This window comes from Flammeovirga sp. SubArs3 (assembly GCF_947387565.1).
Taxonomy (GTDB): Bacteria; Bacteroidota; Bacteroidia; order Cytophagales; family Flammeovirgaceae; genus Flammeovirga; species Flammeovirga agarivorans.
Map to the genome: position 1 here is coordinate 36226 of NZ_CANDOA010000011.1, position 26832 is coordinate 63057.

A 26832-nucleotide genomic window follows, 5' to 3' on the forward strand; every position below is an offset into this window, starting at 1 on the left:
GAAAACAACGATGTACTGAAGTAGAACAAATGTTCGGTCAGTTAAAAGGAAATAAAGGGTTCAAGGTGTTCTTCATGAAAGGTCTAGATAAAATCGAAGTAAAACTTGGGTTGGTCTTCTTGTCTATGAATATCTTGAAATATACTAGGAACCTCAAAAAAGAATTAAATCAACTGATATTCTTTACATTTTCACTTCAATTACAAAGAGTATTACTTGAAATCTTACTTTAGGCTTCAGAAGTGAAAAAAGTTGAGATATGAAAAAAGAGGCTGACTCATAAACGAGTTATGAGACGGCCTCTTCTTCTTTAGCTATATAACAAACTACAAACTACTTTGCGGAAAATTTGTAGACCGTTTTCTGAGTATAAGTCTCACCCGGCTTCAATTCAGTTGAAGGGAAGTGAGGGTTATTTGGAGAATCAGGGTAATGTTGTGCTTCCATACAGAAACCCTGACGTTTGATATGAGGTGTTTGGTTCTTACCCATATCACCTTCTAGCCAGTTGCCAGTATATAATTGTACACCTGGCTCAGTGGTGTAAGCTTGTAAGAATCTACCAGAAGCAGGCTCATATGCTTCACCAATTAGTCCATACTCTCCTAGTGGCTTATCAATAACTAAGTTATGATCATAACCTACACCAATTCTATTTTGCTCATAATCGGCATCGATCTCTTTACCAATTAGTTTTGGTGAAGTAAAATCAAACGGAGTTCCTTTTACAGAAATGATTTCACCTGTAGGAATACAAGTCTCATCAATAGGAGTAAAGTACTTACAGTTTAATGTTAACTCATGATCTTCAATATTACCTTCACCTTTTAGGTTAAAGTAAGGGTGAGATGTAAAGTTAATTACTGTCGTCTTATCAGTAGTAGCTTTATACTCTAATACGATTTCATTTTCGTTAGTTAGAGTAAATTTAACTGAAACCGTTACAGCACCAGGGAAATTCTCTTCACCATCAGGGCTTACTCTAGAAATAGTAATCGATTGATCAGCTTCCTCGGTAACATCCCAAACTTTTTGATCAAAACCTTTAGCACCACCATGTAGGAAGTTTTCACCATTATTGATAGCCAATTGGTAATCTTTACCTTCTACCGATAATTGTCCTTTACAAATACGGTTGGCATAACGACCTGCAATTACACTTAAGTAACAGCCATTGTCTTTTAAGTAATCAGCTAAAGAGTCTTTACCAAGAAGAACATCGGCAAAGTTTCCTTCTCTATCAGCAGTTTTAAAGCTAACCATGATACCACCATAGTTAGTAATTTGTAACTCTGATCCTAGAGCGTTAGTCAGTGTGTACAAGAAGACTTCTTGGCCTTCGTGTGTACCCCAGTTTTCTTTTTTTAATGCTACAGTTTCCATAATGTCATTTCATACAAAAAAGAGACAAGCCAATGTTGTCTCATAGAAGAATATATACAGGGAGGTCAAAGCCTCCCTTTTTGAGTTATACAGTTGCTGCTTCTTTTTCTTTTAAGTGCAATTGCCACTTCCAAGCTGAAGAAGTCATGTCGTCTAGAGTCTTCTCAGAGCTCCAGCCAAGTTCTTTATTACTAAATGTAGTGTCAGCGTAGATTTTTTCAATATCACCCTCACGACGGTCTACAATTTTATAGTTTAATTTTTGACCAGAAGTTTTTTCAAAAGATTGAATCACTTCTAATACAGTAGATCCTGTACCTGTACCCACGTTGAAGAATTCGTACTCAGACTTTTGAGTATTTTCAATCATACGGTTCAAGGCTACGATGTGAGCTTGTGCTAAGTCGACTACATGGATGTAGTCTCTGATACAAGTACCATCTTTAGTATCATAATCGCTACCAAATACACTCAATTGCTCTCTTTTACCTACACCTGTTTGAGTAATGAAAGGCATTAAGTTTTGAGGTACACCTAATGGTAACTCTCCAATTTCAGCAGAAGCATGAGCACCTACTGGGTTGAAGTAACGTAAAGCAACCGCTTTAACATTGGCATCAGCTTTTACTGTATCGCGAAGAATTTCTTCACAGATTTGTTTTGTATTTCCATAAGGAGATAAAGCAGGTTGAACAGGTGTTTGCTCTGTCACAGGCAATACATCTGGCTGACCATATACAGTACATGAAGAAGAGAATACGATGTTATCTACACCATGCTCTACCATCATGTCTAATAGGTTTAATAACGTTTGAAGGTTATTTCTATAATATAAACGAGGCTTATCTACAGATTCACCAACTGCTTTTGAGGCAGCAAAGTGAATAATACCATCAAGGTTTTCTTTTGCAAAAAGGTCGTTCAGTTGAACGCTATCCAATAAATCGAATTCGTAGAAAGAAGGTCTTACACCTGTAATTTTCTCAATTCCGTCTAATGCACCTTTTTCAGAGTTGGATAAGTTATCTACAATGACAACTTCAAATCCTTTATTAATTAATTCAACTGAAGTATGAGAGCCAATATAGCCTAATCCTCCAGTTACTAAAATCTTCTTTTTCATGGTCTTTATTAGTTGTTGTTTTCGTTTGAAATCTAAAATTAATGTTGGGAAACGAAAACATCACTATACAATACAGTTTAATGCATTGTTAAACCATTAAAAAATGATAAAGTGATGTTTTCCTTTTTCCCTTCATAAGATCGCCACACTGCAAACATCCAAAACACCAAGGATGCTTACTTATACACTAAAAATGTCTTTTTGAACAGAAAGCAAATCATAGAAATAAACTATGATTTGCTTCAATTAAACTACTAACTAACGATTGTTATCTTCAACCAGAGAACGCTGCTTGTAGTGTTCTAGAGATTGCTCTCTAATTCTAGCAGCAGCAGTTTCTGCAGTAATGTCTCTTTGAGCGTTAGCAAGCATCTCGTAACCTACCATAAACTTCTTTACTGTTGCTGAACGTAGTAAAGGAGGGTAGAAGCACATATGCATGTGCCACTCTGGGTGGTCTTCTCCATCAGTTGGAGCTTGGTGGATACCTGCTGAGTATGGGAATGAAACTTCAAAGATGTTGTCATACTTTACTGTCAGTGCTTTATAAGCATCTGCGAAAGCATCTTTTTCCTCTTCTGTAAGATCTGTAATTCTAGCTACAGCTCTCTTAGGAACAATCATTGTTTCGAATGGCCATACTGCCCAATAAGGTACAAGGGCTACAAAGTGTTCGTTTTCATATACGACACGAGTACCTTGCTTAATTTCTTCAGTTACATAATCTGACAATAATGTTTTACCATATGTATCAAAATATGTTTTTTGGTTTTCAGCTTTTTTAGCTGGCTCTAATGGAACTGATTCTTGTGCCCAAATCTGACCATGAGGGTGAGGGTTAGAACAGCCCATTACTGAACCTTTATTTTCAAAAATCTGAACGTGGTTGATATATGATTTCGTTCCAAGTTCAGCATATTCTTTACACCATAAGTCTACCACTTTACGAATTCCACCTACTTCCATTTCAGGAATAGTTAAATCGTGACGTGGAGAAAAACAGATTACTTTGCAAAGACCTCTTTCACTTTTAGCTCTAAACAATCCATTGTGCTCATTTACTTCACCAGAAGGAATATCTTCTAATAAAGCAGCAAAGTCATTTTGGAATGAATAAGTATCAGTATAATTAGGGTTCACTTCGCCACCAATTCTGGTGTTACCCGCACATAAATAACAATCAGGATCATGTTCAGGACGCTGCTCTTCCTCAATCTTCTCAACTTGTCCTTGCCAAGGTCTTTTCGCTCTATGCGGAGAAACCTGAATCCATTCACCTGTTAAAGGGTTGTATCTTCTATGTGGATGATCTTCGAAATTGAATTCCATTTTTGTAAGGTCTTTTAAGTCTTTTAGTAGGTTAGTTCAGCGAGGTTGTAGCCTCACCGAACTAACTATTTGTCTAATTTAGTTTAAGTAGAAGGGATTAAGCTTCAACTGCTTCTTCAGTTCTAGCACCAGGTCCGATTACTACTACATAAGCTAGCATATCTTTACCCATTCCTTCTTTGTATGCTTTTGTCATACGCTCAATGAATGTATCAACAGCCTCTTCTTTTACTAGGTTGATAGTACAACCACCGAAACCGCCACCCATCATACGAGCGCCTAATACGTTGTCATCTTCTAAAGTTTGTTCTACTAAGAAGTCTAATTCAGGACAAGAAACTTCATATTTCTTAGAAAGACCCTCATGAGAACCGTAGATCATTTTACCAAGGTTTACTAAGTCACCTTTGTCCATGTATGCACATGCTTTTTCTAAACGATCGTTTTCTTCAACTACATAAGAACATCTGTTGTAAATAACAGGATCCATTGTACCTTCGAACTCTTTGATTTGCTCTACTGATACATCACGTAAGTTGATGATTTCAGGATATTTTTCTTTGATTACCTCAACACCAGCTTCACATTGCTCTCTACGAGTATTGTATTCTGAAGATGCTAAAGAGTGAGTTACATTCGTGTTACATAATACAAGTTTGTGACCTGTAATATCAAGCGTGTGATACTCATATTCTTTAGTACGGCAATCTAATTTGATTACTTTGTTTGTTTGACCATAAGTAGAAGCAAACTGGTCCATGATACCACACTTCACACCTGCATAGTTATGCTCAGACATCTGAGAAGCTAATACGATGTCAAGTTTAGATAACTCACCGTTGAATAATTTATTCAAACCAGTAGCAAGACCACATTCTAATGCTGCCGATGAAGACATACCAGCTCCTAGAGGTACATCACCTGCAAATACAACATCAAAACCTTTAGGCTCTAAACCTTTCTTTTGTGTTTCAGCAACAACACCTTTGATGTAGTTGATCCAACCTTCAGTAGGAACAATATTGTCTAATTCGAAAGAGTCTTGCTCATTTAAATCAAGTGCGAAAGCATTTACAGTATTCGTATCGTTTAAAGCAATAGCGAAAACCATTTCCTTATCTACAGATGCCGGTAATACAAAACCGTCATTGTAATCAGTGTGCTCTCCAATGATGTTTACACGACCTGGAGCTCTTGAAATTAATGGCTCTTTGTTAAAAAGCTCTTCGAATTTTGCTACAATTGCTGTTGTTTGCATGGTATAAAAAGTTTTTAAGTTTAATTCCTTTTTTTCATTTCGATGATTCAAATCTGAAGGGATTTTTTTTAAATGCCAAAGATACACTTCCGATATTTTTAAAATAACGTTACCGGTAACGTTCTCGGTAATTTTTTATCTTGTATATTCACGAAGTTTTTATTCATTTTGTGATTATGAAGAAGAGAAAGCCAACCATTAAGGATATTGCTAGAAAACTAGATATTTCGGTGTCTACAGTATCAAGAGCAATAAGAGGAGCAGAAGATATTAACCCTGTTACCAAAAGAAAGGTATTAGAGTTAGCAGAAAAAATTGGTTATAAAAAGAGTGTGCTAGCGGCAGGGTTGGCGAGTAAGAAATCATTTCTTATCGGTGTTATTATACCAGAATTAACGGTTCCTTTCTTTGGAACGGCGATTTTAGGAATAGAAGAATTTCTGAAACCTCTTGGGTACGACTTAATCATTCTTCATTCTGATGAAAACGCACAAAATGAAAGTGATTGTATCGATTTACTAATAGACAGACAGGTAGATGGTATTCTCATTTCATTATCTATGAATACAACAAATGATGATCACCTCCGTCGAGCAATGGAAGAAGAAATTCCGTTAGTTGTTTTCGATAGAATATTACCGAACTCCGAACTACCTATACCAAGAGTGATTGTCGATGATTTTGATGCCGGTTTTCAAGCGACCCAACACCTTATCAATAAAGGATACAAGAGAGTTGCTTTTATAACAGGGCCTGTAGATATGTACATCTCTCAAAAGAGACAAGAAGGATATGTAAGAGCGATGGAAAGAAACGGCAGGCCAACAAGTGCGGAGTATATAGTTCCAGCAACTGATTTAAGACGTAGTGTTGGTACAGCGCTCGATAAACTAATGGTTTTAAAAGATAAGCCTGATGCCATTATTGCTTTTAACGACCCAATTGCCTTTAAAGTAATTAGTTTATTACATAAAAGAGGAGTGAAAATACCGACACAAATTGCTGTGATGGGAATATCTGGAGATGCCATGGGTGAACTTTTTTACCCTTCTCTTACTACAATTAACCAACCTGCAAAGGAAATGGGTTTTGTTGCTGCAAATCTACTTATTGATAGAGTAACAGCCATGAAAAAAGCAAAAGATGAAGGGAAACTATTTATCCCAATGTCTATCTTAAAAACCTTACCTATCGAATTAATTGAAAGAGAAAGTACTTGATTTAGATGTGATCTATATTTGGATAAAAATCATATTCTATTCAAGAAAATATATAAGTATTCCCACCTCCAAACTACTTGATTGAAATAAATTATGTATTTTCAATAATGGTAAATTGATTTAAGTAATCTACAACACTTACTTAACTTGATTTTCAATATTATATGTATTGCAATAAATGATTGAAGTACATAACAGATAACTCAGAAAACCAAAGACAGAAATTAATGGATATAGGTATCATTCATGCTACATTAGATAAGTGGGGAATGCTTTTCAAAACCAAACGCAATGGAGAAAAATTAAGATTTAATGGAGAAATTTGTGATGGTAATATTGAAGGTATTCAGTGTGGGGCTGATATGGATGTGATGAAGTTTGATCTTCATTTCAAAAAAAAATTAGAACTGGAACGCCCAAAGCAGGATATCAAATCACCTTTCATTAGTGTTTTATTTGGTAGTCCATCTACCGATACTGTTGTCGAAAAGAGAATTGAAGATGGTAAAGAAGTGGAATATGAGTATGCATATGAAAACCTGGGCGTATTCTGCACTAATTCGAATGAAAACCTCAGTTATGGTTATGGTGCAGATCTACCTATACGATTAGTCAATGTACGAGTTACCGAAGACTTCTTTAATTATTACATACAGCAAGATGAAGTGCTGTCTAATTTAATGAACTTAGAGGGTAGCTTCTTTGTATATGAAGAACTGGATCCAGCAATGCAGTTGGTTTTTCAGAGAATTTTCGACATTAAATCTGAAGAATTATTTTATAAGGATAAGATTAAGAGTCTTGGTCTAATGCTTCTTAATATCTTCTTTTCAAATGTCGCAAAACGAGAAAATATCACAGAAACCAATAAATATCCTTTTAATGTTGAGCCAGTATTTAAAGCACAAACCATTTTAAAAAGTACTTTAGATCGACCAGTAACTATCGATGAATTAACGAGAGAAGTTGGATTAAGTGAAAGTCGACTGAGATACCTTTTTAAGCAGATATTTGGTACAACAATTCATAATTACCATCAAGATGTTCGTTTATTAAGATCAAAGGAATTTCTGTTAGAAGGCAAGAAAACCATGTTGATGATTGCGATGGACTTAGGATTCTCCAGTGCTAGTCATTTCTCAACTGCTTTTAAAAGGAAATTTAAAATCAGTCCTAAAGAGTTTCAGAATAATTCAAAAAATTGATCATTAGAATATTAACTATCCCCAAAACCTTTTTTATTAACCCATTCTTTTATGAAATATGCAAGACTATATGACCAATTAAGAAAATGGGAGTTATCCCTATCAAACAGTAAGAATAACTTTTATGAAGAATTTAATGAGGCCAATGCTACAGGTACACTCGAGGCTATAAATTGCGATGAAGATTTAGATGTTATAAAGTTAGACTTAGAGCTGAACAAAGATATTGTTCTTATCAGCAAAAAAATGCCTGAAAACCAAAAGTATATCCAAATTACAGTGGGTACTCCCGTCGCGGTTTTTGTGGAAAATAGAATTCCAGAAAGTTTAGTGGATAGAGAGCATAAACTTGAAAAAGGTTTGTTTGCAATTTACTGTACCAACTATAATGAAGATTTAAATTGGCATTTGTCTAAGAAAAATGAGAATACATTACTCCACTTAAGAATGAGTAAATCGTATTTTGAATCTTTTACCAATGAAACCGAGAATCTTAAAAAAATGATGGATCTCTCTAAGAGCTTTTATTTGCTTGAAGATCTCAATCCAATGATGAAAATAATTTTTGATCGTATATTTTCTTTAGATCGTCATCAATTATTTTACCCCAACAGAATTAAGAATTTAATTGAAGCTTTATTGTATAACTTCTTTACGAACATCACAAATCGAAAAGAGGTAAAGGATAACAATAAGTACAGTTATAATTACGAGCCAGTATTTAAGGCCAAACAACTGCTCAATGAAAATCTAAACCGGATTGTAAGCATTGATGAGTTAACAAAAAGTGTAGGACTTAGTGAAAGTAGACTTAGGGTGTTATTTAAAGAGATTTTTGGAACAACTCTGAACGTTTATCATCAAGATATTCGCTTATTAAAAGCAAAAGAAGATCTTCTGAATAATGAAAAATCAGTATCAATGATTGCTATGGATTATGGTTTTTCAAGTTCGAGTCATTTTTCTACAGCCTTTAAAAAGAAGTTTGGTTATTCTCCAAGAGATTTTATCCAACAACAAGAAGGTAAAAGTGCGTAATTTAGTTTTGTAGACTGTATACTTAATGAAGATATGGCAATTAGAAAAGTTAATGAAATATTAAATAAATGGACTACTCTGTTAAATGGAAAACGAGTAGAGAATACCGTTCATCTTGATAGTTCTGCATGTAAAGGAACAATCAATGGAGTGACTTGTAGTGATGATTTAGAAGTAGTTAAATTCGATGTTGTTGTATACGATAAATTGAAATTTAATCGCCCAAAACAAGTTGAGGAAAGCAATTTTGTTACTATATCTTTTGGAGAGAATACAGCTGAGTATATCCTTGAAGAAAAGGAAGAAAAAGGGGAAGTGATACAAAATGAATTCGTTTACAACTCCATCGGGTCGTTTTGCACCAATTCAGATGAAAATATAGAATGGGAGTATAAAAAGAATAGTAAAGTAAAACTTCTTGTCGTTAGGGTATCCATTGACTTGTACAATAAATATGTCCAACAATCAGAAGGACTAATGAAGTTGATGAGTTTAGACCAAATATTTTGGGTATTTGAAGAGTTTGACCCTTTAATGAAACTAGTATTTAGCAGGTTGTACGAACTAAAAGAAGATGAGATATTCTACAACGAAAAAATAGAAAACCTAAGCATTGCCTTAATTCATAGATTTTTTACCAATGTTTCAGAAAGAGAAGTGCTAACTGAAGGAAATAAATACTCATTTAATGTAGAACCTGTTTTTCAAGCCTATAATATGTTGAAAAATACATTGAATAGAGCTATTTCATTAGATGAACTTTCAAGAGAAGTGGGATTAAGTGAAAGTAGGTTAAGATTTTTATTTAAGCAGGTTTTTGGAACTACTATCTCAACGTTTCATCAAGATGTTCGTCTGCAAAAGACCAAAGAAGAATTGTTAGCAGGTAAAAAGACAAGTTTAATGATTGCAATGGACTATGGTTTTTCAAGTGCCAGTCATTTCTCTACAGCCTTTAAAAAGAGGTTTAAGATGAGCCCTAAAGAATTTATTAAATCTACTGCCCGATAAAAAATGTAAGCTTTGACGGGGACATCAAAGCTTACGATCATATTTACTGAACACAAAGGTAACGATCCATAATCTGTTGATTAATGGATATGTAATTGATCACATCGAGGTCAAGTTTTTCTCCAAGGGAGATAACGTCATCAATTAATATGTTCTTCTCATTTTTTTGGTTTTTCTCTATATCCAATTGGAAGGAGGACTTTGCTTCATAAGGGAATTTTTTCAACATTTCGATAGTATTCTTTATATCTTCATGGCTCAAATTTATGCCAAGCTTTTTTGCTATTAGAACAACCTCTTCCATTAAACTCTGACATTGAATCATCAGGTAAGCATCGTCTTGTAAAGCTCCAAAAGTAACTCCATTTGCTGTTGATATTGCAGATATTGGAGAAACAAAAAGGAACTTTTTCCATAATATTTCCTTGATATCTTTATGATACTCGATATCTAAATCATACTTTTCTAATACCGTTTGAAGTGTATTTAACGCCGTTTGATTTTCCCCCCCAATAATAATTCTCCCAGGACCACCGACATGCCTAATGGTAGAATCATTGATTTTATTGGAGATAATGTAAATACATCCATCAATTACTTGTTTCTCTGATAAGTTTAAAGTATCACAAATTATATTTTTAATACTAATGCCATTCAATAGTGGGATAATTAGTGTTTTATCAGAGATACTACTCCTTATATTTTTGAGGCTTTCTTTTAAATCATAAGACTTAATAGCTATGAAAAGAATGTCTAATTTTTCAATTTTATCATTAGTGCTAACCACATCAATTACATGTACTTTTTCCGATTTGTCACCATCAAGTAATGTAAGCCCTTCACTGATAATAGCCCTTTTTTGTCTTTCTTTTGTTATTAAAATTATTTCGTCTTTATCTTTAGATTGAAGCATTTTTGATGCTATAAATCCGCCGATACCGCCTATACCGAGAATTCCAATTTTCATGAGTAATGTATTGAATGATACTGTTCCTAACGTAAGTAATCTTTTGACTTGTAATAGCTTAACTTTTTTACTATACTTTTTATTGGTTGTCTTAAAATTTGAGTCGTTACTTATTATTAATTTACTTAAGTGATTTATGAATAGAGAATTATCACTGTTAATGAGCGTGAATAATAGATCTTCAAGATTCGATTATTTAAAAATGATAATTTTATCTTTAATTAATTATAACCTGTATTCTAAAAAATGATAATCTTTAACTAACCATATTCTGATGTTTTAGATGAATATAAATACTTTGAAAAGAAAAATTAAATGAGCAAAAGTACCTTAACATTATCCTTAGAAAATTGGAATAATATTTTTCAGGGAAAGATTGTCGATAACAAAATTATTATGCCTGATGCAATTGGTGTGGGTTGTGTTATTGGATATGAAGTGAATAGCGACATCGAAGTACTAAGTGTTCAGTTTCTTTTAAAAGAAAGGGTAGAAGTATTAACTGAAACGATCCATCCTATACCGGAAAAAAAAGCAATTTATTTTGGAAGACACATTGATACAGATATAAATGTGGTGACAAAAGTAGGAGAGAATAAATATAAAGTAGAAAAGAAACTCCCATTGCTCGAGCTTGGTGCTTTTTCAACAAATCTCACACAAAATCTAATTTGGAGTTACCCTGCTAATGTAGAGTATAAGATTGTCATCATAAGAATTGCAGAAGGTTACTATCAATCTTTGATTGACAGATCAACCGTCTTACAACAATTGTTTAATGGGAAAGAAGACTTTTATGTATTTGAAGAATTTGATCTAAATATGAAGGAGACTTATGATAAGATTAATAAGTTAAACCCAGAGAATATATTTTTTATTGACCAACTAGAGGCATTGTCGCAATACTTAGTAGTCACATTTTTTCAGCAACTTTCTGGAAGAAGTGATACAACAGAAAAAAGGAAATATCCATTTAATATAGAACCAATATTTAAAGCACAAGAAATCATCCGCAACTCACTTCATGAACAATTAAATATAGCATCGATCACTAAGCAAATAGGAATGAGTGAGAGTCGATTAAGGTTTTTATTTAAAAAAGTATTTGATTCTACTATTCATAATTATCATATCCAATTACGACTAGATGAAGCCAAGAGAATGTTAAAAGAAAAAGAAAAGACAAATACGGCTATTGCAATGGATTTGGGTTTTTCTAGTGCCAGTCATTTCTCGATGGTTTTCAAGAAACATTTTAATATTACACCCAAAGAATATAGAAATCAGTTAAAGGGAAACGAATGACTATTTTCGACTGTTTAATTTTAGACAAAAAATCACTAACTTAATTATATCAATAACCCTTATGCTCGAATGCTCAAAAATTATTATTTTCTTGTTGTACTTCTACTCTCAACAATCACATTAACTTATGCCCAAGACAAAGAAAAAACAAAAGGTCCTGTGTATTTAAGTATTAATGTTGATGAAGATTTATTTTTACTCAAGAGTACAGATCAATTTTATAGTTTTGGAGCAAACATCAGGGTCGGGTTTGATGGATTAGATAATAATTTCACCAACAGTTTCTTACCAAAGTTATCTGAAAGTCACCAATTGTTTGATATTGGTATTGTCCACAAAATGTATACTCCTAGAAATGTTTCTATGGCTGAAGTAGATTCCTCAGATATTCCTTATTGTGGAGAGACCTATCTATCTATTCGCCATAATTCATTAAGTCCATCTTCAGGTACAGCATTAATGACACAATTAGATGTTGGGGTGGTTGGACAAATTTCGGGTGCAGAGAAATTCCAAAATGGTTTTCACTCGGCAATAGGGAATGGTAGTATTGATGGTTGGAAAAATCAGATAGGCAATGGGCTTTACCTTAACTACACCGCCACAATATTAAGAAGCTTTGTCTCGAATATAAGATTTGCCGATGCTTTTTTGGGGGCTAGAGGGACTATGGGTACCATGGATATTTCGTTTGAAGGCTTCGTCTATTTAAGATTAGGACTGTTTAATGATTACTTTATTAATGCTGATCGCCCTTATTCCAAAAAATCAGATACTTCTTATATGAATAGACTCAAAGGGAAAGGTTTTGCTAAGATGAAATTCGAAGATGTGATGTGGTCCGAAGATCCTACATTAAGAGAAAAAGCAGTACGATCATGGTTATCACGCAATTTTAGACCTTATCAAGTATATATGAAGTTTATATCCGGAGGGATCTTAAATGTATATGACGGCGAAATGCAAGGTAGTCTGATCTCCTTTGAGTATTCACCTTATACGATAGATTATGATTTAATCCCGAAGTGGCAACATAGATTAATGGTAGGAGTGGTCTTTAATTATCATTTTGGGTCATTAGAATATACTTGGCAAAGAATCACTTATCAGCCAGAAGATAATTTCCCACCGTATTACCCTAAATGGGGTACCGTAGATTTACATTTTAATATATAAAGGTTTTAAAATTCGTTTTTCTATTCACTTTTTTACATGTAAGGTTTTAAAGTTTTCAAGACTAAAATCATCGATTGATTGTATTTTTCAATGATGATCCCTTCAAAATGACTAATAATCATGTAATGTGCTGAAAATCAACTAATCATTTCTTGTAACCTTTTGAGAGTTTTAAGAGTAAAATTAGCTAATGTTTGTAAATCCTAATTTTACCCGAAAATGAAAAAAATACTATTTACTCTTACCTTATTGGGACTTTGTTCCCTATTTCTATATGGGCAATCCCCTCAGACACTAAATACAGAAATAATATTAGAAGAACCATCATCGATAGAAAATCTGATGGCTAGTAATGCCCATATACCCACACCGTTAGATCATGAGAAAAGTGTTTATGTAGATAACTCAGGTACATACGTCAATAAATCATTACCCTTATATTTAAATTTTACAACATCTAAAGAAGAAGGTGCAGCAGTGTATTCACTCAATAATGAAGAAGAAGTACATGAAGAAGATCCTTTGTTTTTAGATACAGAAGGCCCGAATTATATCCGATCGAAATGGATGGTGGACCCTGAGACCAAGGAATACCTATCTCCAAAAAGAGAAGTAAAATACGAAGTAATCGCTGACAGTAAAGCTCCTATATCGAAGATATCTTTTGATGGAACTAAGTTACATGATAATGGAGTAGAGGCATTTTATGGTAAGAACTTGATGATGCATTTAGTAGCCAACGATACTTATTCTGGCGTTAATAATATCTATTACTCTTTAGATGGTGAGACATTTCATCCATATACCTATTCTGTTCCTTTAAGTCAGGAGGGGCAACATATTGTATATTATTATTCTGCAGATAATGTAGGAAATCCTGAAGAGGTAAGAACTTCTACATTTAAAATTGACCTTACCTCACCAGAGTCTGGGGCAGAATGGAAAGGCTTAGTTTACAATGAAAATATAATTTCACCTAACACTACATTACGTTTATATTCTGAAGATGCAATGTCAGGGTTGGATCATATAGAATTTGCGTATGATAATAGTGCCTTTGATGTCTTTCAATATCAACCTATTTCCGTTAAAGATTTGAAGGATGGAGAACATGTTATTCATTACAAAGGAATTGATTTGGTGGAAAATGAAGAAGTAGAAAAGACTATCTCTTTTTATGTTGATAAAATTGCACCAGAGATCAACCATGCCATTAATGGAGATCAATATATAGATGGAAATACGATTTATGTTTCACCAAGAACTACTTTTTCTATTACATCAAGTGATAATAAAGCAGGTGTAAAACAAGTATTCTATAGTACTAATGGAGGGCATAACTTCACACCATATTCTAATGAATTTACTCTGAAGAATGAATTGGGAGAACACCATATTAGTTATAATGCTTCAGATAATGTAAATAATAAAACCGGGAATAAAACCATTGAAGGTTCTGATATTCTATTTATGGACAATATATCCCCATCTACTTCATTAGAATATATTGGTGAAGAATTTGAACATAGAGATACACTGTTTATTACTTCGAAAACGCAGATAAAATTAACTTCATCGGATACACATTCAAAAGTGAGAGAAACGTTTTTTGCTTTGAATGGTGAAAGTGACAAAACATATAGTGGAGCCTTTAATGTAAATGAAGATGGCTTTCAAACGCTTTCATACCATGCAATTGATCATGTCAATAATGAAGAGGGAAGTAACGAAGTCTCATTTTTTGTAGATAATGAAGGGCCTGAGATTTATCACAATATGAGTATTGAGCCTATCGGTAAGCATGGAGAATTTGACGTTTATCCAGCATTTACAAAAGTCTATTTAGGGGCAACCGATAAGCATGTGGGTACAGAGGAAATTAAATATTCTATAAATGGTGGTCCACTAACCCTTTATTCTAGTGGTAGTAATTTAGATATATCTGAAAAAGAACATTTAAAAAGAGATCAGCATTATAAGATCAAAGTAGTGGCCATTGACAACTTAGGAAATGAGTCAACCAAATCATTTGAGTTTTATGTAGGTCAACATTAAAAAAAAGGATTGAATGTATTGTGCATTCAATCCTTTTTTGTTCTTAAACGATATATCTTATTTGACTGGACAAGGTGTGAACTTAGTAAAATTGATCTCACCTTTTATACTTCTTTCAATAAAGTTGGTTCTTGCTCCATTGACAAGGTACACTTCAATACCTTTGTCGAAACAGATACTAGCCGCACTTATCTTGGAAGTCATACCACCTGTTCCCAATCCGTTTTCTCTTTCTTCGATAAACTGACTAATACTATCTAGATCTGTTACCTCTGGAATTAACTCAGCATCCTCATGTAAGTTTGGATTTTTAGTAAATAATCCTTCAATATCAGAAGCAATAATCAATAGGTTTGCTTCTAGAAGTGAGGCAACTAATGCAGATAATTTATCATTATCACCAAGAATTAGTTCTTCTACTGCAACAGTATCATTTTCATTGAAGATAGGAATAAACCCATGGTTCAATAATTCGTCTACAGTGTTACGCGTATTTTTTCTTGATTCTTCGTTATCAAAATCTTTATAAGTCATAAGACACTGAGCCACTTTTAAGTCAAAGTCACCAAAAACCTCAGCATAAATCTGAAGTAATTTAGGTTGCCCAATAGCAGATAATGCTTGCTTTGAGTGGACCATATTATTTTTTAGTCCACTGATATTGATAAATTGTTTAGCAGTAGCAACTGCCCCCGAAGAAACGAGAATGATATCATATTGATCCCTTAAGGCTAAAATTTGTCGACCAATGTTCTCAATTTTGCCCCTTGATATCATATTGGTACCTGCTGTTAGTGTAGAGGTACCTATTTTAACCACTATTCTTGGTTTCATATTAGTTTCTAGTTTGTCCGTTTCCAGAGATAAACCATTTATTCGTTACCAATTGTGCTAAACCTACTGGACCTCTAAAGTGTAATTTCTGTGTACTGATAGCGATCTCCGCACCAAAACCAAATTGTCCACCGTCAGTAAATCTAGAAGATGCATTATGGTATACCGCGGCACAATCAACGTTGTATTGGAATGCTGTAGCAGATTCCTTATCAGTTGACACGATCACCGCTGAGTGTCCACCAGAGTATTTATTGATTGTTGAAATCGCCTCTTCAAGATTTTCAGCAACACTGAACAAAATTCTTTCAGATAAAAACTCTTCTGGCATCAACGATTCGCTATCTACTGCAGTAATTTGATTCGAGAACTTGGCAATTTTATCATCACCAACCACTTCTAAACCAAACTCAACAGCTTTAGCTGCAAGTTGTTGCACTTTCTCTTCAAGATTTGGTAAATCTTTGCTCAGTAAAACCTTATCTAATGCATTACAAACACTTAGACGGCTCTTACCATTTAATACAATATCTACAGCCATATCAAAATCTGCATTTTCATGGATATAAATAAAGTTATTACCTCTACCACTAATCATTAAAGGTACATTAGTGGTTTGTTTAATATAATTAATTAACCCTTCTCCTCCTCTTGGAATAATTAGATCAAGGTTATGTGTATTTTCTGCTAATAATTTTTGAGTTGTTGCTCTATCAATATCAAGGTATTCTACATAATCGGTAGAAACGTTATTCATTTCTAAAGCTTTTTTCCATAATTCTACTAATGCAAGGTTAGAGAAGCGCGCTTCTTTTCCACCTTTAAGTAAAATTTTATTTCCAGATTTAAATGCACTCACTGCAGCTTCAATAGTTACATCCGGACGAGATTCATAGATGATTAAGATCTTTCCAAAAGGAACTACCTTATTTTCTACTAACATGCCGTTAGGATGATTGTATGCACTTAATATCTTGCCCTCGGGGTCTTCTAACTCTAAAACTTCAGCTACAGATGCAACCATACCTTTCACTTTCTTCTCATCAACCTTTAAACGGTCAACTAGAGTGGGGTCTAGGTCATTAGCTAATTCTAAATCTTTCTTATTTGCTGCAATTATATCTGCAGAATAATCTTGAATTAATGATGCTAAATCTTTTAATACATTGTTCTTTTTTTCTGTGGAAAGTATCATCTGTCCTAAAGTTTATGTTAGTAAATCCACAATCGCCCTGTGGTTTGGATATTAATCATGCAATATACGACGTCATTTTTAAATATTACTAGTGAATTTTACTAAAAAAGTAATAAGCATGTAATTTTTTTATGAATTTCATATTTATTTAAGCGTCTAGCTGTAGATTGTCTAAATTACTGAAAGTAAAATGATTATGTTGAAATTAGTCTACTTGAACATTACTAATAATTATATGATAAGCATCTAAGATATAGTTGGTTTTAGGGGAATATGCTATTATTTTAATAGTACTATTATTCTTTATATTAACTCTTCATGAAAAAACTATTCCTCATTACTTTATTACTATTGGAAATAACTGCTTTTGCACAACAGACCAAATTAGCTGAAAATGATAGTATTTGGCCTTATCGCTTCCCAATCTGGGGGCAGGAGGTAAAAGACAGAGGAATCAATTTTCCTTTACCCGGTGGTATTTCTCTACATTATGTATACAACGAAATGTTTTTGGATATTACCGATTTTCAACTCGGTTTTAATCACAATGGGTACAACCCAATTTTCAATAAAAATACACTAGGTTTTAAAAAGACAAGAGCAACTGCTCATGGTTATAATGCAAGGGTAGACCTTTTTGCCTTACCCTTTTTAGATGTATATGGTTTGTTTTCACAAGTGGCAGGGGGAACTGAAGTATCGTTACAACCCAATTTTGGTAATGAGAAGTTTCCAGAATTTAGCTCTAGTGTTGAGTTTACAGCCATAGCTTTTGGTGGTGGTTGTACATTAATGTATGGTATTGGGAATTACTTTATTTCAGGCGATTTAAATTATTCAGCAACAAGGACCGAATTACTTAAAGGGAATGTTGGTGTAATTACAGGATCAGGAAGAATAGGTCGACGTTTTTTCTTTAAGAAAGAAAGGTTCTTGGCCTTTTATGTTGGGTTTATGTATAGAAACTTCACAAATGCTAACGGTAATCAAGGAGATATTTCTGTCCGTGAGATTGCTCCAAACCTCGAAGAAGATGTAAATCGTTGGTACGAGGGGTTGACAGATGCTCAAAAAAGAATAATGGATGCCGTTGGTGATCAAATAGGTATTGATATTGGTTCTGGAAACGCCTTAGCCGACATCAGTATCCAATATTATATCAAGAAAGACCTTATCCAAAAATATACTTTTCAGTTTGGTGGACAATTTCAAATTTCTCCTCGATGGATGGTCCGTGGCGAATACGGAGTTTCTGCATACAGTAAATTTATGTTGACGGGATTCAATTATCGATTTGGATTATAAAACAAACATCATGAAATATTCTAGCTTATTATTATTCCTTCTTATTTCACTATCTACAGTTGCTCAGAAAAAAGTGATTGATTTTTACTACGATGGTGGCCGTCTTTCGAATGGTGATGACATGGTCTATGATTTATTAGGGGATGTCAATATACACACTCCTGAGTGTGTGCTCACTTATATTAAAGAGCAATCTACTATGAAATTAGATTTTATAGATGATGATCTGAAAGAGTACAATGAAAGTCTTGAGAACCTAGAAGCTTATTTGGTAGAAGGTGAACCTGAGATAGTTTGGAGGGTGAAGAAAGATAAAAGTATCTTCGTTAGAGTTTATGAAAGAGACGGACAAATCTATTTTGCTTGGCATGGTCGAAGTTTTGAAGTGGACTAAACATTCTCCTTGCACAACAATTTCTATTCGTAATACGTATCCTATAATAATTCTATCTAACAACAAAGGGAGTGAAAATATAACTCTTTTCTCAACGTTATAAATTAAGAAAACACAATAGAATCATGTATTTCGAAGGAATAATTACTATCGATCCATCACAACTAACTCAGATTGAAAGGGTAAAACCGACCAAGGCATTCAAAAGAATATTCTACTATATGACATTAGGGAATGTATCTGATCAGGTTGAAAAAGAAACATTCACGGCTGTATCCATTTTACAGCAAATCAACAATGTATTAATCCATAATGGAATAGATAACATTGTGAGGCTATCTCATGATGGTATAGATTTTTACCTAGATGTAGAAGGTAAAGAAGGAGACCTCAAAGAGGCATTTGATCAATATGATCTAGAAATCGATCATTCCATGTCATCACAATTTAATAAGTTGGTAATGGTGATGGAACATGAAGACCATAACTTCAAATACCTCTTAGAAATAGATATCAATAGAACACATGATGTTGGAGAATACCCTATCGAAATTAAAGTAACTGGGCTCTTAAAACAGTTCAAGAAAGAGAATAAATCTAGAAGTGAAATTGAAGAGGAAATGAAATCCATCTTCAAAGACCAGGAATCATACAATATTTTTAAGTCTACACAACAGCATAATTTTGAACAGTTTTTAAATAACCTAAAACTGAGTATTATAAAACTTATGCATGTAGATGATGTGAAAGTAGATATCAAATCGAAAATCATCTTACCTAACGATAAAATTCAAGAAGAAAGTGAATTAAAATACCATAAGACCTATGGTGAATATGGTGTACATTATGGTTATTTCGGTTTTGGTGATTTCTTATTCTATAACATGCTGTGGTCTAATATGTCATATAACAATGATATTACATTGTATGATACGCATTTCGAAACAGAAATAGGAGAGGACTTAGGCTTTAGGGATGAGATTATCGCCAACGATGAAATTTTTAACGACGAAGTGGAAAGTGATTTTGAAGAGTTTCAATCGTCTGGTATAGAATCAACATTAGATGATCCAGATAATAGAAATGCTAGTAGTTGGTTTGATTTCTCTGGAGTAGATTACAACGATGATGACAGCGGAGTCGATTTCGACTTTGGTTCTGATGATTCAGATTGGTAAGTCATAAAGAAATAGATAGAGCCAGTAATTCTAAATTGAGTTACTGGCTTTTTTTATTAATTCTGTTGAATCCTTTACTAAAATATTTAATACTATTTCTTATTTATTATCTTCACCGAAATGTATTTAGGTTGTTTGGATCGATGATATCGTTTCTTTCAGAATTACTGAAATACATTTACATCGAAATAGAATCAATACAATTATCAGCAAGCTTTATTTCATTTATGATTAGAAAAATAATCACCTTATTTATTATCCAAATGATGAGTTTAGGAGCTGTTTCTGCTCAACATCATCACAAGCATTATACAGAACAGGATACACTAAGAGGATCCATCACAAAAGAAAGAGTGTGGTGGGATCTACAACATTATACACTTGCCGTAGAAGTTATACCTTCTAAGAAATTTATTAAGGGCTCAAATACTGTTGCCTACAAGGTATTGGAGCAAAATCAGATCATGCAAATAGATCTACAAGAGCCAATGAACATTACCAAAGTGGTTCAAGCGGAAAAGGAATTGGTCTTTAAGCGAAATGGCAATGCTTTTTTCATTACGCTAGAAAAAGAACAGAAGAAAGGGACGTTAGATAGTGTAACTGTGTATTATGAAGGGCATCCGAGAGAGGCTGTGAGAGCTCCTTGGGATGGCGGATTTACTTGGGGAAAAGATAGTGAAGGAAAAGATTTTATCGCTACTTCTTGCCAAGGTTTAGGAGCATCGGTTTGGTGGCCTAATAAAGATCATATGTACGATGAACCTGATCATGGTATTCGAATTTCTGTAGAAGTACCACAAGATTTAATGGACGTATCGAATGGAAGATTGATTGGTGTAGATAAGAACAAAAAGAAGAAAACAAAAACATACCATTGGGAAGTGGTGAACCCAATTAATAATTATGGGGTAAATGTAAATATTGGTAACTATACCCATTTTGGTGAAAAATACGAGGGAGAGAAAGGGGAGTTATCATTAGACTATTATGTATTAAAACAGAATTTAAAGAAAGCTAAAGCTCAATTCGTCCAGACGAAAGAAATGATGGAAGCTTTTGAACATTGGTTTGGTCCCTACCCATTTTATGAAGATGGTTTTAAACTAGTGGAGGTTCCTTATTTAGGAATGGAACATCAAAGTTCAGTGACATACGGGAATAAGTATCAGAATGGCTATTTAGGTAGAGACCTAAGCCACACAGGGTGGGGTTTAAAATTTGATTTTATCATTATTCACGAGGCAGGGCATGAATGGTTTGCCAACAATATTACAAATGTGGATATCGCTGATATGTGGATCCATGAAAGTTTTACTGCTTATTCTGAAAGTTTATTTGTAGAATACCATTACGGAAAAGATGCCGGTACTGAATATGTTAGAGGCACTAGAATGAATATTAGTAACGACATACCAGTTATTGGTGATTATGATGTTAATGCTGAAGGATCTGGAGATATGTATTATAAAGGTTCTAACATGCTAAACACAATTCGTCAGATAGTGAATAATGATGAGATGTGGTTAGGAATGTTAAGGGGAATGAATAAAACATTTTATCATCAGACAGTAACCACTAAACAGATTGAAGACTTTATGTCTAAGGATCTAAAAGTTGATTTGTCAAAGGTTTTTGATCAATACCTTAGAGAGAAATATATTCCAATTCTTGAATACAAAGTGATAGACAATCAGGTGATGGTGAGATTTACATCATGCATTGATGAATTTGAGATGCCCGTAGATCTTATTATTAATAATGAAAACAATAGAGTTACAGTAACCAATCAATGGTCGACTATTGAAACAAAACAAAAAGTATCTTCAGTAGAAATAGACCAGAACTTTTACATTGGTGTTGCTAAGATTCAATAAAACTGAAAATAAATTTTGAACGTACGTAGATTACGTTCTACTCAAATATTATTGTATTCGACAAAAAGGAATACAAGAAATTTATTAAGAGATATATCGTTTTGCGGTATATCTCTTTTTTTGATTTATCTAATGATTTGCATTTTGGTTATAAAATAAAAAAGAGAAATACCATCGGGTGATATCTCTCTTTTTATAGATAATTTCTTTAACTCAAAGTAAAAACTTACTTCAAGTTTAGTAGTCAAAGGGTGTAGTTTTTATTACATAAATTTATGGAAATCTATGATTTTTTGAGAACCATCATTTTTCACAACATATAAATATTTCAATTTACGATGTTTGTCGAAACCAGTGACGTATTTGTTTCCTTGGTCATAAGGAAAAGTACACAAGATCTCAGTTGCTGTTTCAAACATGATGTCTCCATCTTTGAAAACACATTTGATATTTTCTTGCTGATTGTCCTGTAAACGCTGATTTAGTTGCTCAACTACCTCTTTTGCTTTTACAACTTCTTGATTCGGTTCTGTACTATTTGCTGGTTCTGCTTCAACTTCTGCTATGAAATGAAAACTCATGGTTAATATAGATAGCGAAGTAAAAATAAATAGTACTAATGGAGTTAATATCTTCTTCATACGGTTGGGTAACAATTATATATTAGATGAATCTGTTGTCGTTAATATTCTGCAACATATTTATTTTACGATACAAATCAAAGGGAATGTAACCTTATAAAGATTTATTAATTTTTATCTTCCTAAAATACAATAGATTAATTGGATTAATTCAAGACGTTAAAAAATGTTGTAAAATATAGAAGGGTTACTTAAGCGAATAAGTAACCCTTCCATTCATCAAAATCTAATCTAAGATTAGAAGTTTAGTTTTAACCCTACTGAGTAAGTTCTACCTACACCCATATAGTAACCATTTAATGTTGGGTTACCGTTAGCATCTAAACTTCCTTGTTGACCTTCAACAGCATAATCTGTATCGAATACGTTGTTTACTTTAGCATTTACTAAGGCATCAAGTTTCCAAATTTCAAAGCTGTATGAAGCTCCAATATCGAATAAGTTATAAGCTGGAAGCTCATACATATCTGTTTCATTATATCTTGGATCATCTAACTTCGTAACATCGTAGTTAGCATATAATCTACCGTAGTAGTTCCAATCAGCCATAATTCTTAGACGAGGAATTACTTCGTATGTCGCATTAATAGCAGCTGTAGTTTGTGCTGAGTTACCTACTTGAGCATCTTTCATGTAAACGTTTACTTCGTCTACAGGTCTTTGTTGATCATCATAGATGATTACATTCTCAAGGTTGTTCATCCATCTCCAGTCACCCACTGAAACCATTGCATTGAATACTAAGTTTCTAAGCGGTTGGTAAGTCATGTCTAACTCAATACCTTTATGAAGGGCATCTACACCTAACAAGTTGGCAGAGTAAGATTGTCCAGCATCATCATACACAGTTTTTGTAAATGCTTTGTCTTGCCAATAAGTGTAGTAAGCATTCACGTTTACCTTGAAACCTTTAGTACGGTAACCGTAACCCACTTCACCAGATAAGATCTTTTCGTTTACTGCTTGATCGTTAACATCGTTTTTGTAGTTTAAGAATACAGCTCTCATATAAGGTTGACGAGAAATGTAACCTACGTTAGCAAATACGTTATGATGATCGTTGATATTGTAGTTCGCACCTGTTTTTACTGAACCACCAAAGAAGCTTACCCAATCTGTTTCATCTACGCCGTGGTCATAGCTAAAGTAATCGATACGTTTGTATCCTTGGTGTGAACCTGCAGCTGATAAGAAGTACGTTAAATCATTTTGAGAGTATTCAATTTGAGAGAATACACCTTGCCATTGAACTAAACCATCGTTGTGGTAGCCCATAATATCACCTTGTTGAAGATCTCTTGGTCCAGCAGACTTATTGTTGTAATCTGTGTAGTAAGGGTTACCCATTAAATCTTCTACAGTTTGGTAGTGCTCACCTTTGTAGTATCTTAAATCAAGACCTGAAGTTAATGTCCAGTTGTCATTGAATTTGTGTGTTAAAGTAGATACACCACCAGTCCAGAAGTGGTTGTTGTTAGAAGCATAAAGTACAGAACCGTTACCAGTTTCAGCAAACTGTTGTTGGTTAGCTACTGTAAATGCATCCCAATCAATAATACCTGCATCTGTTCTGAAGTCATTTACATTTAAACGGTCGTTGTAAGAAGCGTTTGATGTAAGACCAGTACCGCCACCTTTACCGATAGACACGTAAGCAGTAGTTGCTAATTCAGTTTTATCACTGATTGTCCAGTACCAGTTTAATGACATTTGAGGTTTGTGGTAGAAGTTAGTTCTTTGGCTAAACTCTTCTCCATTTTTGTAACCCCAGTCAGCATTATATCTTTTACCATACTTGTCATAATCCTCTTCATGAAGGTAAGTTCTTCTTTGACCATGTTCTTGAGGAGCACCAAAAGTAGTGAATGATAAGGTATGGTTTTCGTTAATTTGTTTTGAAACGTTGAAGAAATAAGAATATCCTTCGAATGATGTACCATCTACATAACCGTTACCAGCAGTGTGTGAGAATGAACCTGAAACTGCCCATCCGTTATCCATTAAACCAGATGAAAGTGACACACCTTGCTTGAAGTAACCATCATTACCTACACCCATATAAACGCTACCACCTTTTTCAACGTCAGTAGTTTTAGTTAAGATGTTGATTGTACCGCCTACAGAAGGAAGGGCTAATTTAGAAGCACCTAAACCTCTTTGTACTTGCATTGTTCTAGTTACATCGCCTAGACCAGCCCAGTTTGACCAGTATACGCTACCATTTTCCATGTCGTTTACTGGAACACCGTTAATAGTAACCGCAACGTTCTCTGAAGAGAATCCTCTTAGAGCAATTCTTGAGTCACCGTATCCACCTCCGGCACCAGATACATATACACCTGGAGTAGATTTTAATACTTGAGGGAATTCTTGGTTACCCATTTTAGCTTCAATTTCTTCAGCAGATACCGTAGCTGCTGCTACAGGAGTTTTACGGTCAACTGCTACAGAAGCCATTACTTCAACTTCTTGCAAACCAATTGCATCAGTTTCTAAAGAAATCTGTCCTAAGTCGACAGTTCCACCATTAAGTGTTACCTGTTGTTCTACAGGTTTCATACCAACAAAAGAGATGATCACTTTTTGTTCACCAGATACTTTTGATTGAAATGAAAAATTACCATTGAAATCAGAGATGGCACCAGTAGTTGTACCCGCCACTGAAACATTGGCACCAATAATAGGTTCGTCTGTTGTAGCATCAAAAAGATTACCCTTGATGATGGTTTGAGCAAATGCTGAGCTCGATAACAACGTCATCAAAGCTACAATGAAAGACATTTTTTTAGTAAACATTCTTAATAGAATTAGATTTGATTGATTAGGTTTATTTTTAAATCTGCTGCAAAAAAATACATTCAATATTAACGGAATGTTACAATTTACCTTTGTTTAACCCATTTATGAATACTTAACACGAAATTTGAAACATTGTATCATATTCGTCTCTTTTATTTAATCTCCTTAACAGAAATAACAAAAACAAGTTGTTATTAAGTATTTTATTGACACTTTTTAAAGAGCGTTTTTGAAACCTTTTTTAATTGGATACGTTGTTACCAACTTTTTACAAATAAAATATTAGTTCTGTACGTTAAAACATACATTCTATTCTGATGAATATGAAATAGAGGAAAGAAGTCTAGTGTTTGCCTTGTTATTCAGGGAGTTTGGAAGCTATTTAAGGAAGAAACTGTTATTTATAAATATCGATGGGAAATAGAAAATTCCAATAGGTATGATCTGTGTTAGAAAAATGCAATAAAATATCTTTATATTTATTCTTGAAAATAGCAGCTAATAAAATATGGGCAAGGTATACACTATTCATGATATTGCAATTCGTCTAGATATCTCAAAATCTACCGTTTCAAGAGCTTTACGAAATCATCCAGATGTAAGTAAAGAAACGAAAGAGTTGGTCTTTGAGATGGCGAAAAAACTGAACTATCAGAAAAATATTTTAGCCTCCAATCTTGCCTCAAAAAATACGAACCTAATTGGTGTAGTGATTCCAGAGATTGCTCGCCAGCATTTTTTTGCTCAAGCTCTAAGCGGAATTCAAAAGGTAGCAAAAGAGAAAGGGTATATTGTAATGGTTTGTCAATCCAACGAGGAATTACAAGAAGAAATTAATCAAGTAAATGCTTTGGTGAATAGTAGAGTAGCAGGAATTTTGATTTCTTTATCTAAAGAAACGGACAGCTATGAACACCTACAATTTGCCATAGATAGAAATATCCCTGTCGTTTTATTTGATAGAGGTGCAGACGAAATGGAATTATCACAGGTAACGGTAGATGATTATAAAGGGGCGTATGATGTTACTAAGCATCTTATCCATCAAGGATATACCAATCCTGCACATCTTTGTGGACCAATGTCACTTTCTATAAGTCAAAAAAGATACAATGGTTTTATAGATGCATTGAAAGATGCGGGTTTAAGTGCCTCCAATGCCCATGTATACCAATGTGATAATTTAAGTTTGGATGCAAAAGACGCCACGGAAAGACTATTATCATTAAAGAAAAGACCAGATGCGGTATTTTGTATGAGTGACTATATCGCGATACAGGTATTGAAAGTGTTAAAAGATAAAGGGATTCGTGTTCCAGAAGATATTGCATTAGCAGGTTTCGCCGGTGACCCAATTACTGATCTTATGGATCCTACAATTACAACTGTAGAACAACCTGCTTTTGAAATTGGTGTTCAAGCTTGTAGGAGAGTGATCATGGAGGCGGAGTCTGAAGACAGAGAAACTCTGGGGGTCATTAATAAAGTGCTGCCGACTAAAGTGATAGAAAGAGATTCAACTCTTCGAGTATAAAAAAA

Annotated in this window: 21 protein-coding genes; 12 read left to right on the forward strand and 9 right to left on the reverse strand. The window is 33.9% G+C overall.

Annotated features, from left to right (window positions below):
- Nucleotides 1-333: 333 nt before the first annotated feature.
- The 4 genes from QL232_RS23145 to galK all read right to left on the reverse strand — a co-directional run bounded on the left by QL232_RS23145 (nt 334) and on the right by galK (nt 5093).
- Nucleotides 334-1383, reverse strand: coding sequence for an aldose epimerase family protein (locus QL232_RS23145; RefSeq protein WP_281615945.1), 1050 nt, complete (start codon nt 1381-1383; stop codon nt 334-336).
- Between the two features lie 85 nt (nt 1384-1468).
- Nucleotides 1469-2506, reverse strand: coding sequence for a UDP-glucose 4-epimerase GalE (gene galE / locus QL232_RS23150; protein ID WP_281615946.1), 1038 nt, complete (start codon nt 2504-2506; stop codon nt 1469-1471).
- A 258-nt stretch (nt 2507-2764) separates the two neighbouring features.
- Nucleotides 2765-3835, reverse strand: coding sequence for a UDP-glucose--hexose-1-phosphate uridylyltransferase (locus tag QL232_RS23155; protein ID WP_168884720.1), 1071 nt, complete (start codon nt 3833-3835; stop codon nt 2765-2767).
- 97 nt (nt 3836-3932) lie between these two features.
- Nucleotides 3933-5093, reverse strand: coding sequence for a galactokinase (gene galK / locus QL232_RS23160; protein ID WP_281615947.1), 1161 nt, complete (start codon nt 5091-5093; stop codon nt 3933-3935).
- 176 nt (nt 5094-5269) lie between these two features.
- Here galK and QL232_RS23165 point away from each other — a divergent pair, with 176 nt between their 5' ends.
- From QL232_RS23165 to QL232_RS23180, 4 genes are all read left to right on the forward strand, one after another.
- Complete coding sequence (locus QL232_RS23165; RefSeq protein WP_168884722.1) at nt 5270-6313, forward strand: LacI family DNA-binding transcriptional regulator; 1044 nt, start codon at nt 5270-5272, stop codon at nt 6311-6313.
- A 227-nt stretch (nt 6314-6540) separates the two neighbouring features.
- Nucleotides 6541-7518 carry an AraC family transcriptional regulator gene (locus QL232_RS23170; protein WP_281615948.1) on the forward strand — a complete coding sequence of 326 codons (978 nt, stop codon included), beginning with the start codon at nt 6541-6543 and terminating at the stop codon, nt 7516-7518.
- A gap of 51 nt (nt 7519-7569) precedes the next feature.
- The gene (locus QL232_RS23175) at nt 7570-8556 is read left to right on the forward strand and encodes an AraC family transcriptional regulator (RefSeq protein WP_281615949.1); all 987 of its coding nucleotides are present in this window, start codon (nt 7570-7572) and stop codon (nt 8554-8556) included.
- Nucleotides 8557-8589: 33 nt separating this feature from the next.
- Nucleotides 8590-9567 carry an AraC family transcriptional regulator gene (locus QL232_RS23180; protein WP_281615950.1) on the forward strand — a complete coding sequence of 326 codons (978 nt, stop codon included), beginning with the start codon at nt 8590-8592 and terminating at the stop codon, nt 9565-9567.
- 43 nt (nt 9568-9610) lie between these two features.
- On the opposite strand, the gene QL232_RS23185 is transcribed toward QL232_RS23180, so the two are convergent.
- Entirely contained in the window at nt 9611-10534 is a 924-nt protein-coding gene (locus QL232_RS23185) for a 2-dehydropantoate 2-reductase (protein WP_281615951.1), read from the reverse strand.
- Nucleotides 10535-10849: 315 nt separating this feature from the next.
- Between QL232_RS23185 and QL232_RS23190 the strand changes: the two genes are divergently transcribed.
- The 3 genes from QL232_RS23190 (at nt 10850) to QL232_RS23200 (ending at nt 15070) form a co-directional block, all read left to right on the forward strand.
- Entirely contained in the window at nt 10850-11839 is a 990-nt protein-coding gene (locus tag QL232_RS23190) for an AraC family transcriptional regulator (protein WP_281615952.1), read from the forward strand.
- A gap of 69 nt (nt 11840-11908) precedes the next feature.
- Nucleotides 11909-13015, forward strand: coding sequence for a lipid A-modifier LpxR family protein (locus tag QL232_RS23195; RefSeq protein ID WP_281615953.1), 1107 nt, complete (start codon nt 11909-11911; stop codon nt 13013-13015).
- A gap of 219 nt (nt 13016-13234) precedes the next feature.
- The gene (locus tag QL232_RS23200; RefSeq protein WP_281615954.1) at nt 13235-15070 is read left to right on the forward strand and encodes a hypothetical protein; all 1836 of its coding nucleotides are present in this window, start codon (nt 13235-13237) and stop codon (nt 15068-15070) included.
- Between the two features lie 57 nt (nt 15071-15127).
- Here QL232_RS23200 and proB read toward each other — a convergent pair whose 3' ends face one another.
- Together proB and QL232_RS23210 are read right to left on the reverse strand one after the other, a co-directional pair.
- A complete protein-coding gene (gene proB / locus QL232_RS23205) occupies nt 15128-15904 on the reverse strand; it encodes a glutamate 5-kinase (RefSeq protein WP_281615955.1) in 777 nt (258 codons plus the stop codon).
- A 1-nt stretch (nt 15905) separates the two neighbouring features.
- Complete coding sequence (locus tag QL232_RS23210) at nt 15906-17099, reverse strand: glutamate-5-semialdehyde dehydrogenase (RefSeq protein ID WP_281615956.1); 1194 nt, start codon at nt 17097-17099, stop codon at nt 15906-15908.
- Between the two features lie 318 nt (nt 17100-17417).
- Between QL232_RS23210 and QL232_RS23215 the strand changes: the two genes are divergently transcribed.
- The 4 genes from QL232_RS23215 (at nt 17418) to QL232_RS23230 (ending at nt 21853) form a co-directional block, all read left to right on the forward strand.
- On the forward strand, nt 17418-18404 hold the full coding sequence (locus QL232_RS23215; RefSeq protein WP_168884732.1) for a hypothetical protein: 987 nt from the start codon (nt 17418-17420) through the stop codon (nt 18402-18404).
- 10 nt (nt 18405-18414) lie between these two features.
- Entirely contained in the window at nt 18415-18798 is a 384-nt protein-coding gene (locus tag QL232_RS23220) for a hypothetical protein (protein WP_281615957.1), read from the forward strand.
- 125 nt (nt 18799-18923) lie between these two features.
- On the forward strand, nt 18924-19976 hold the full coding sequence (locus QL232_RS23225) for a hypothetical protein (protein ID WP_281615958.1): 1053 nt from the start codon (nt 18924-18926) through the stop codon (nt 19974-19976).
- A gap of 227 nt (nt 19977-20203) precedes the next feature.
- Nucleotides 20204-21853, forward strand: coding sequence for a M1 family metallopeptidase (locus tag QL232_RS23230; RefSeq protein ID WP_281615959.1), 1650 nt, complete (start codon nt 20204-20206; stop codon nt 21851-21853).
- A gap of 263 nt (nt 21854-22116) precedes the next feature.
- Here QL232_RS23230 and QL232_RS23235 read toward each other — a convergent pair whose 3' ends face one another.
- Together QL232_RS23235 and QL232_RS23240 are read right to left on the reverse strand one after the other, a co-directional pair.
- Entirely contained in the window at nt 22117-22434 is a 318-nt protein-coding gene (locus tag QL232_RS23235) for a hypothetical protein (RefSeq protein ID WP_281615960.1), read from the reverse strand.
- 297 nt (nt 22435-22731) lie between these two features.
- Nucleotides 22732-25290, reverse strand: a complete 2559-nt coding sequence (locus tag QL232_RS23240) for a TonB-dependent receptor (protein ID WP_281615961.1) — start codon at nt 25288-25290, stop codon at nt 22732-22734.
- A 511-nt stretch (nt 25291-25801) separates the two neighbouring features.
- Here QL232_RS23240 and QL232_RS23245 point away from each other — a divergent pair.
- Nucleotides 25802-26827: a LacI family DNA-binding transcriptional regulator gene (locus QL232_RS23245; protein ID WP_168884738.1), complete on the forward strand. Its 1026-nt coding sequence runs from the start codon at nt 25802-25804 to the stop codon at nt 26825-26827.
- Nucleotides 26828-26832 lie beyond the last annotated feature (5 nt).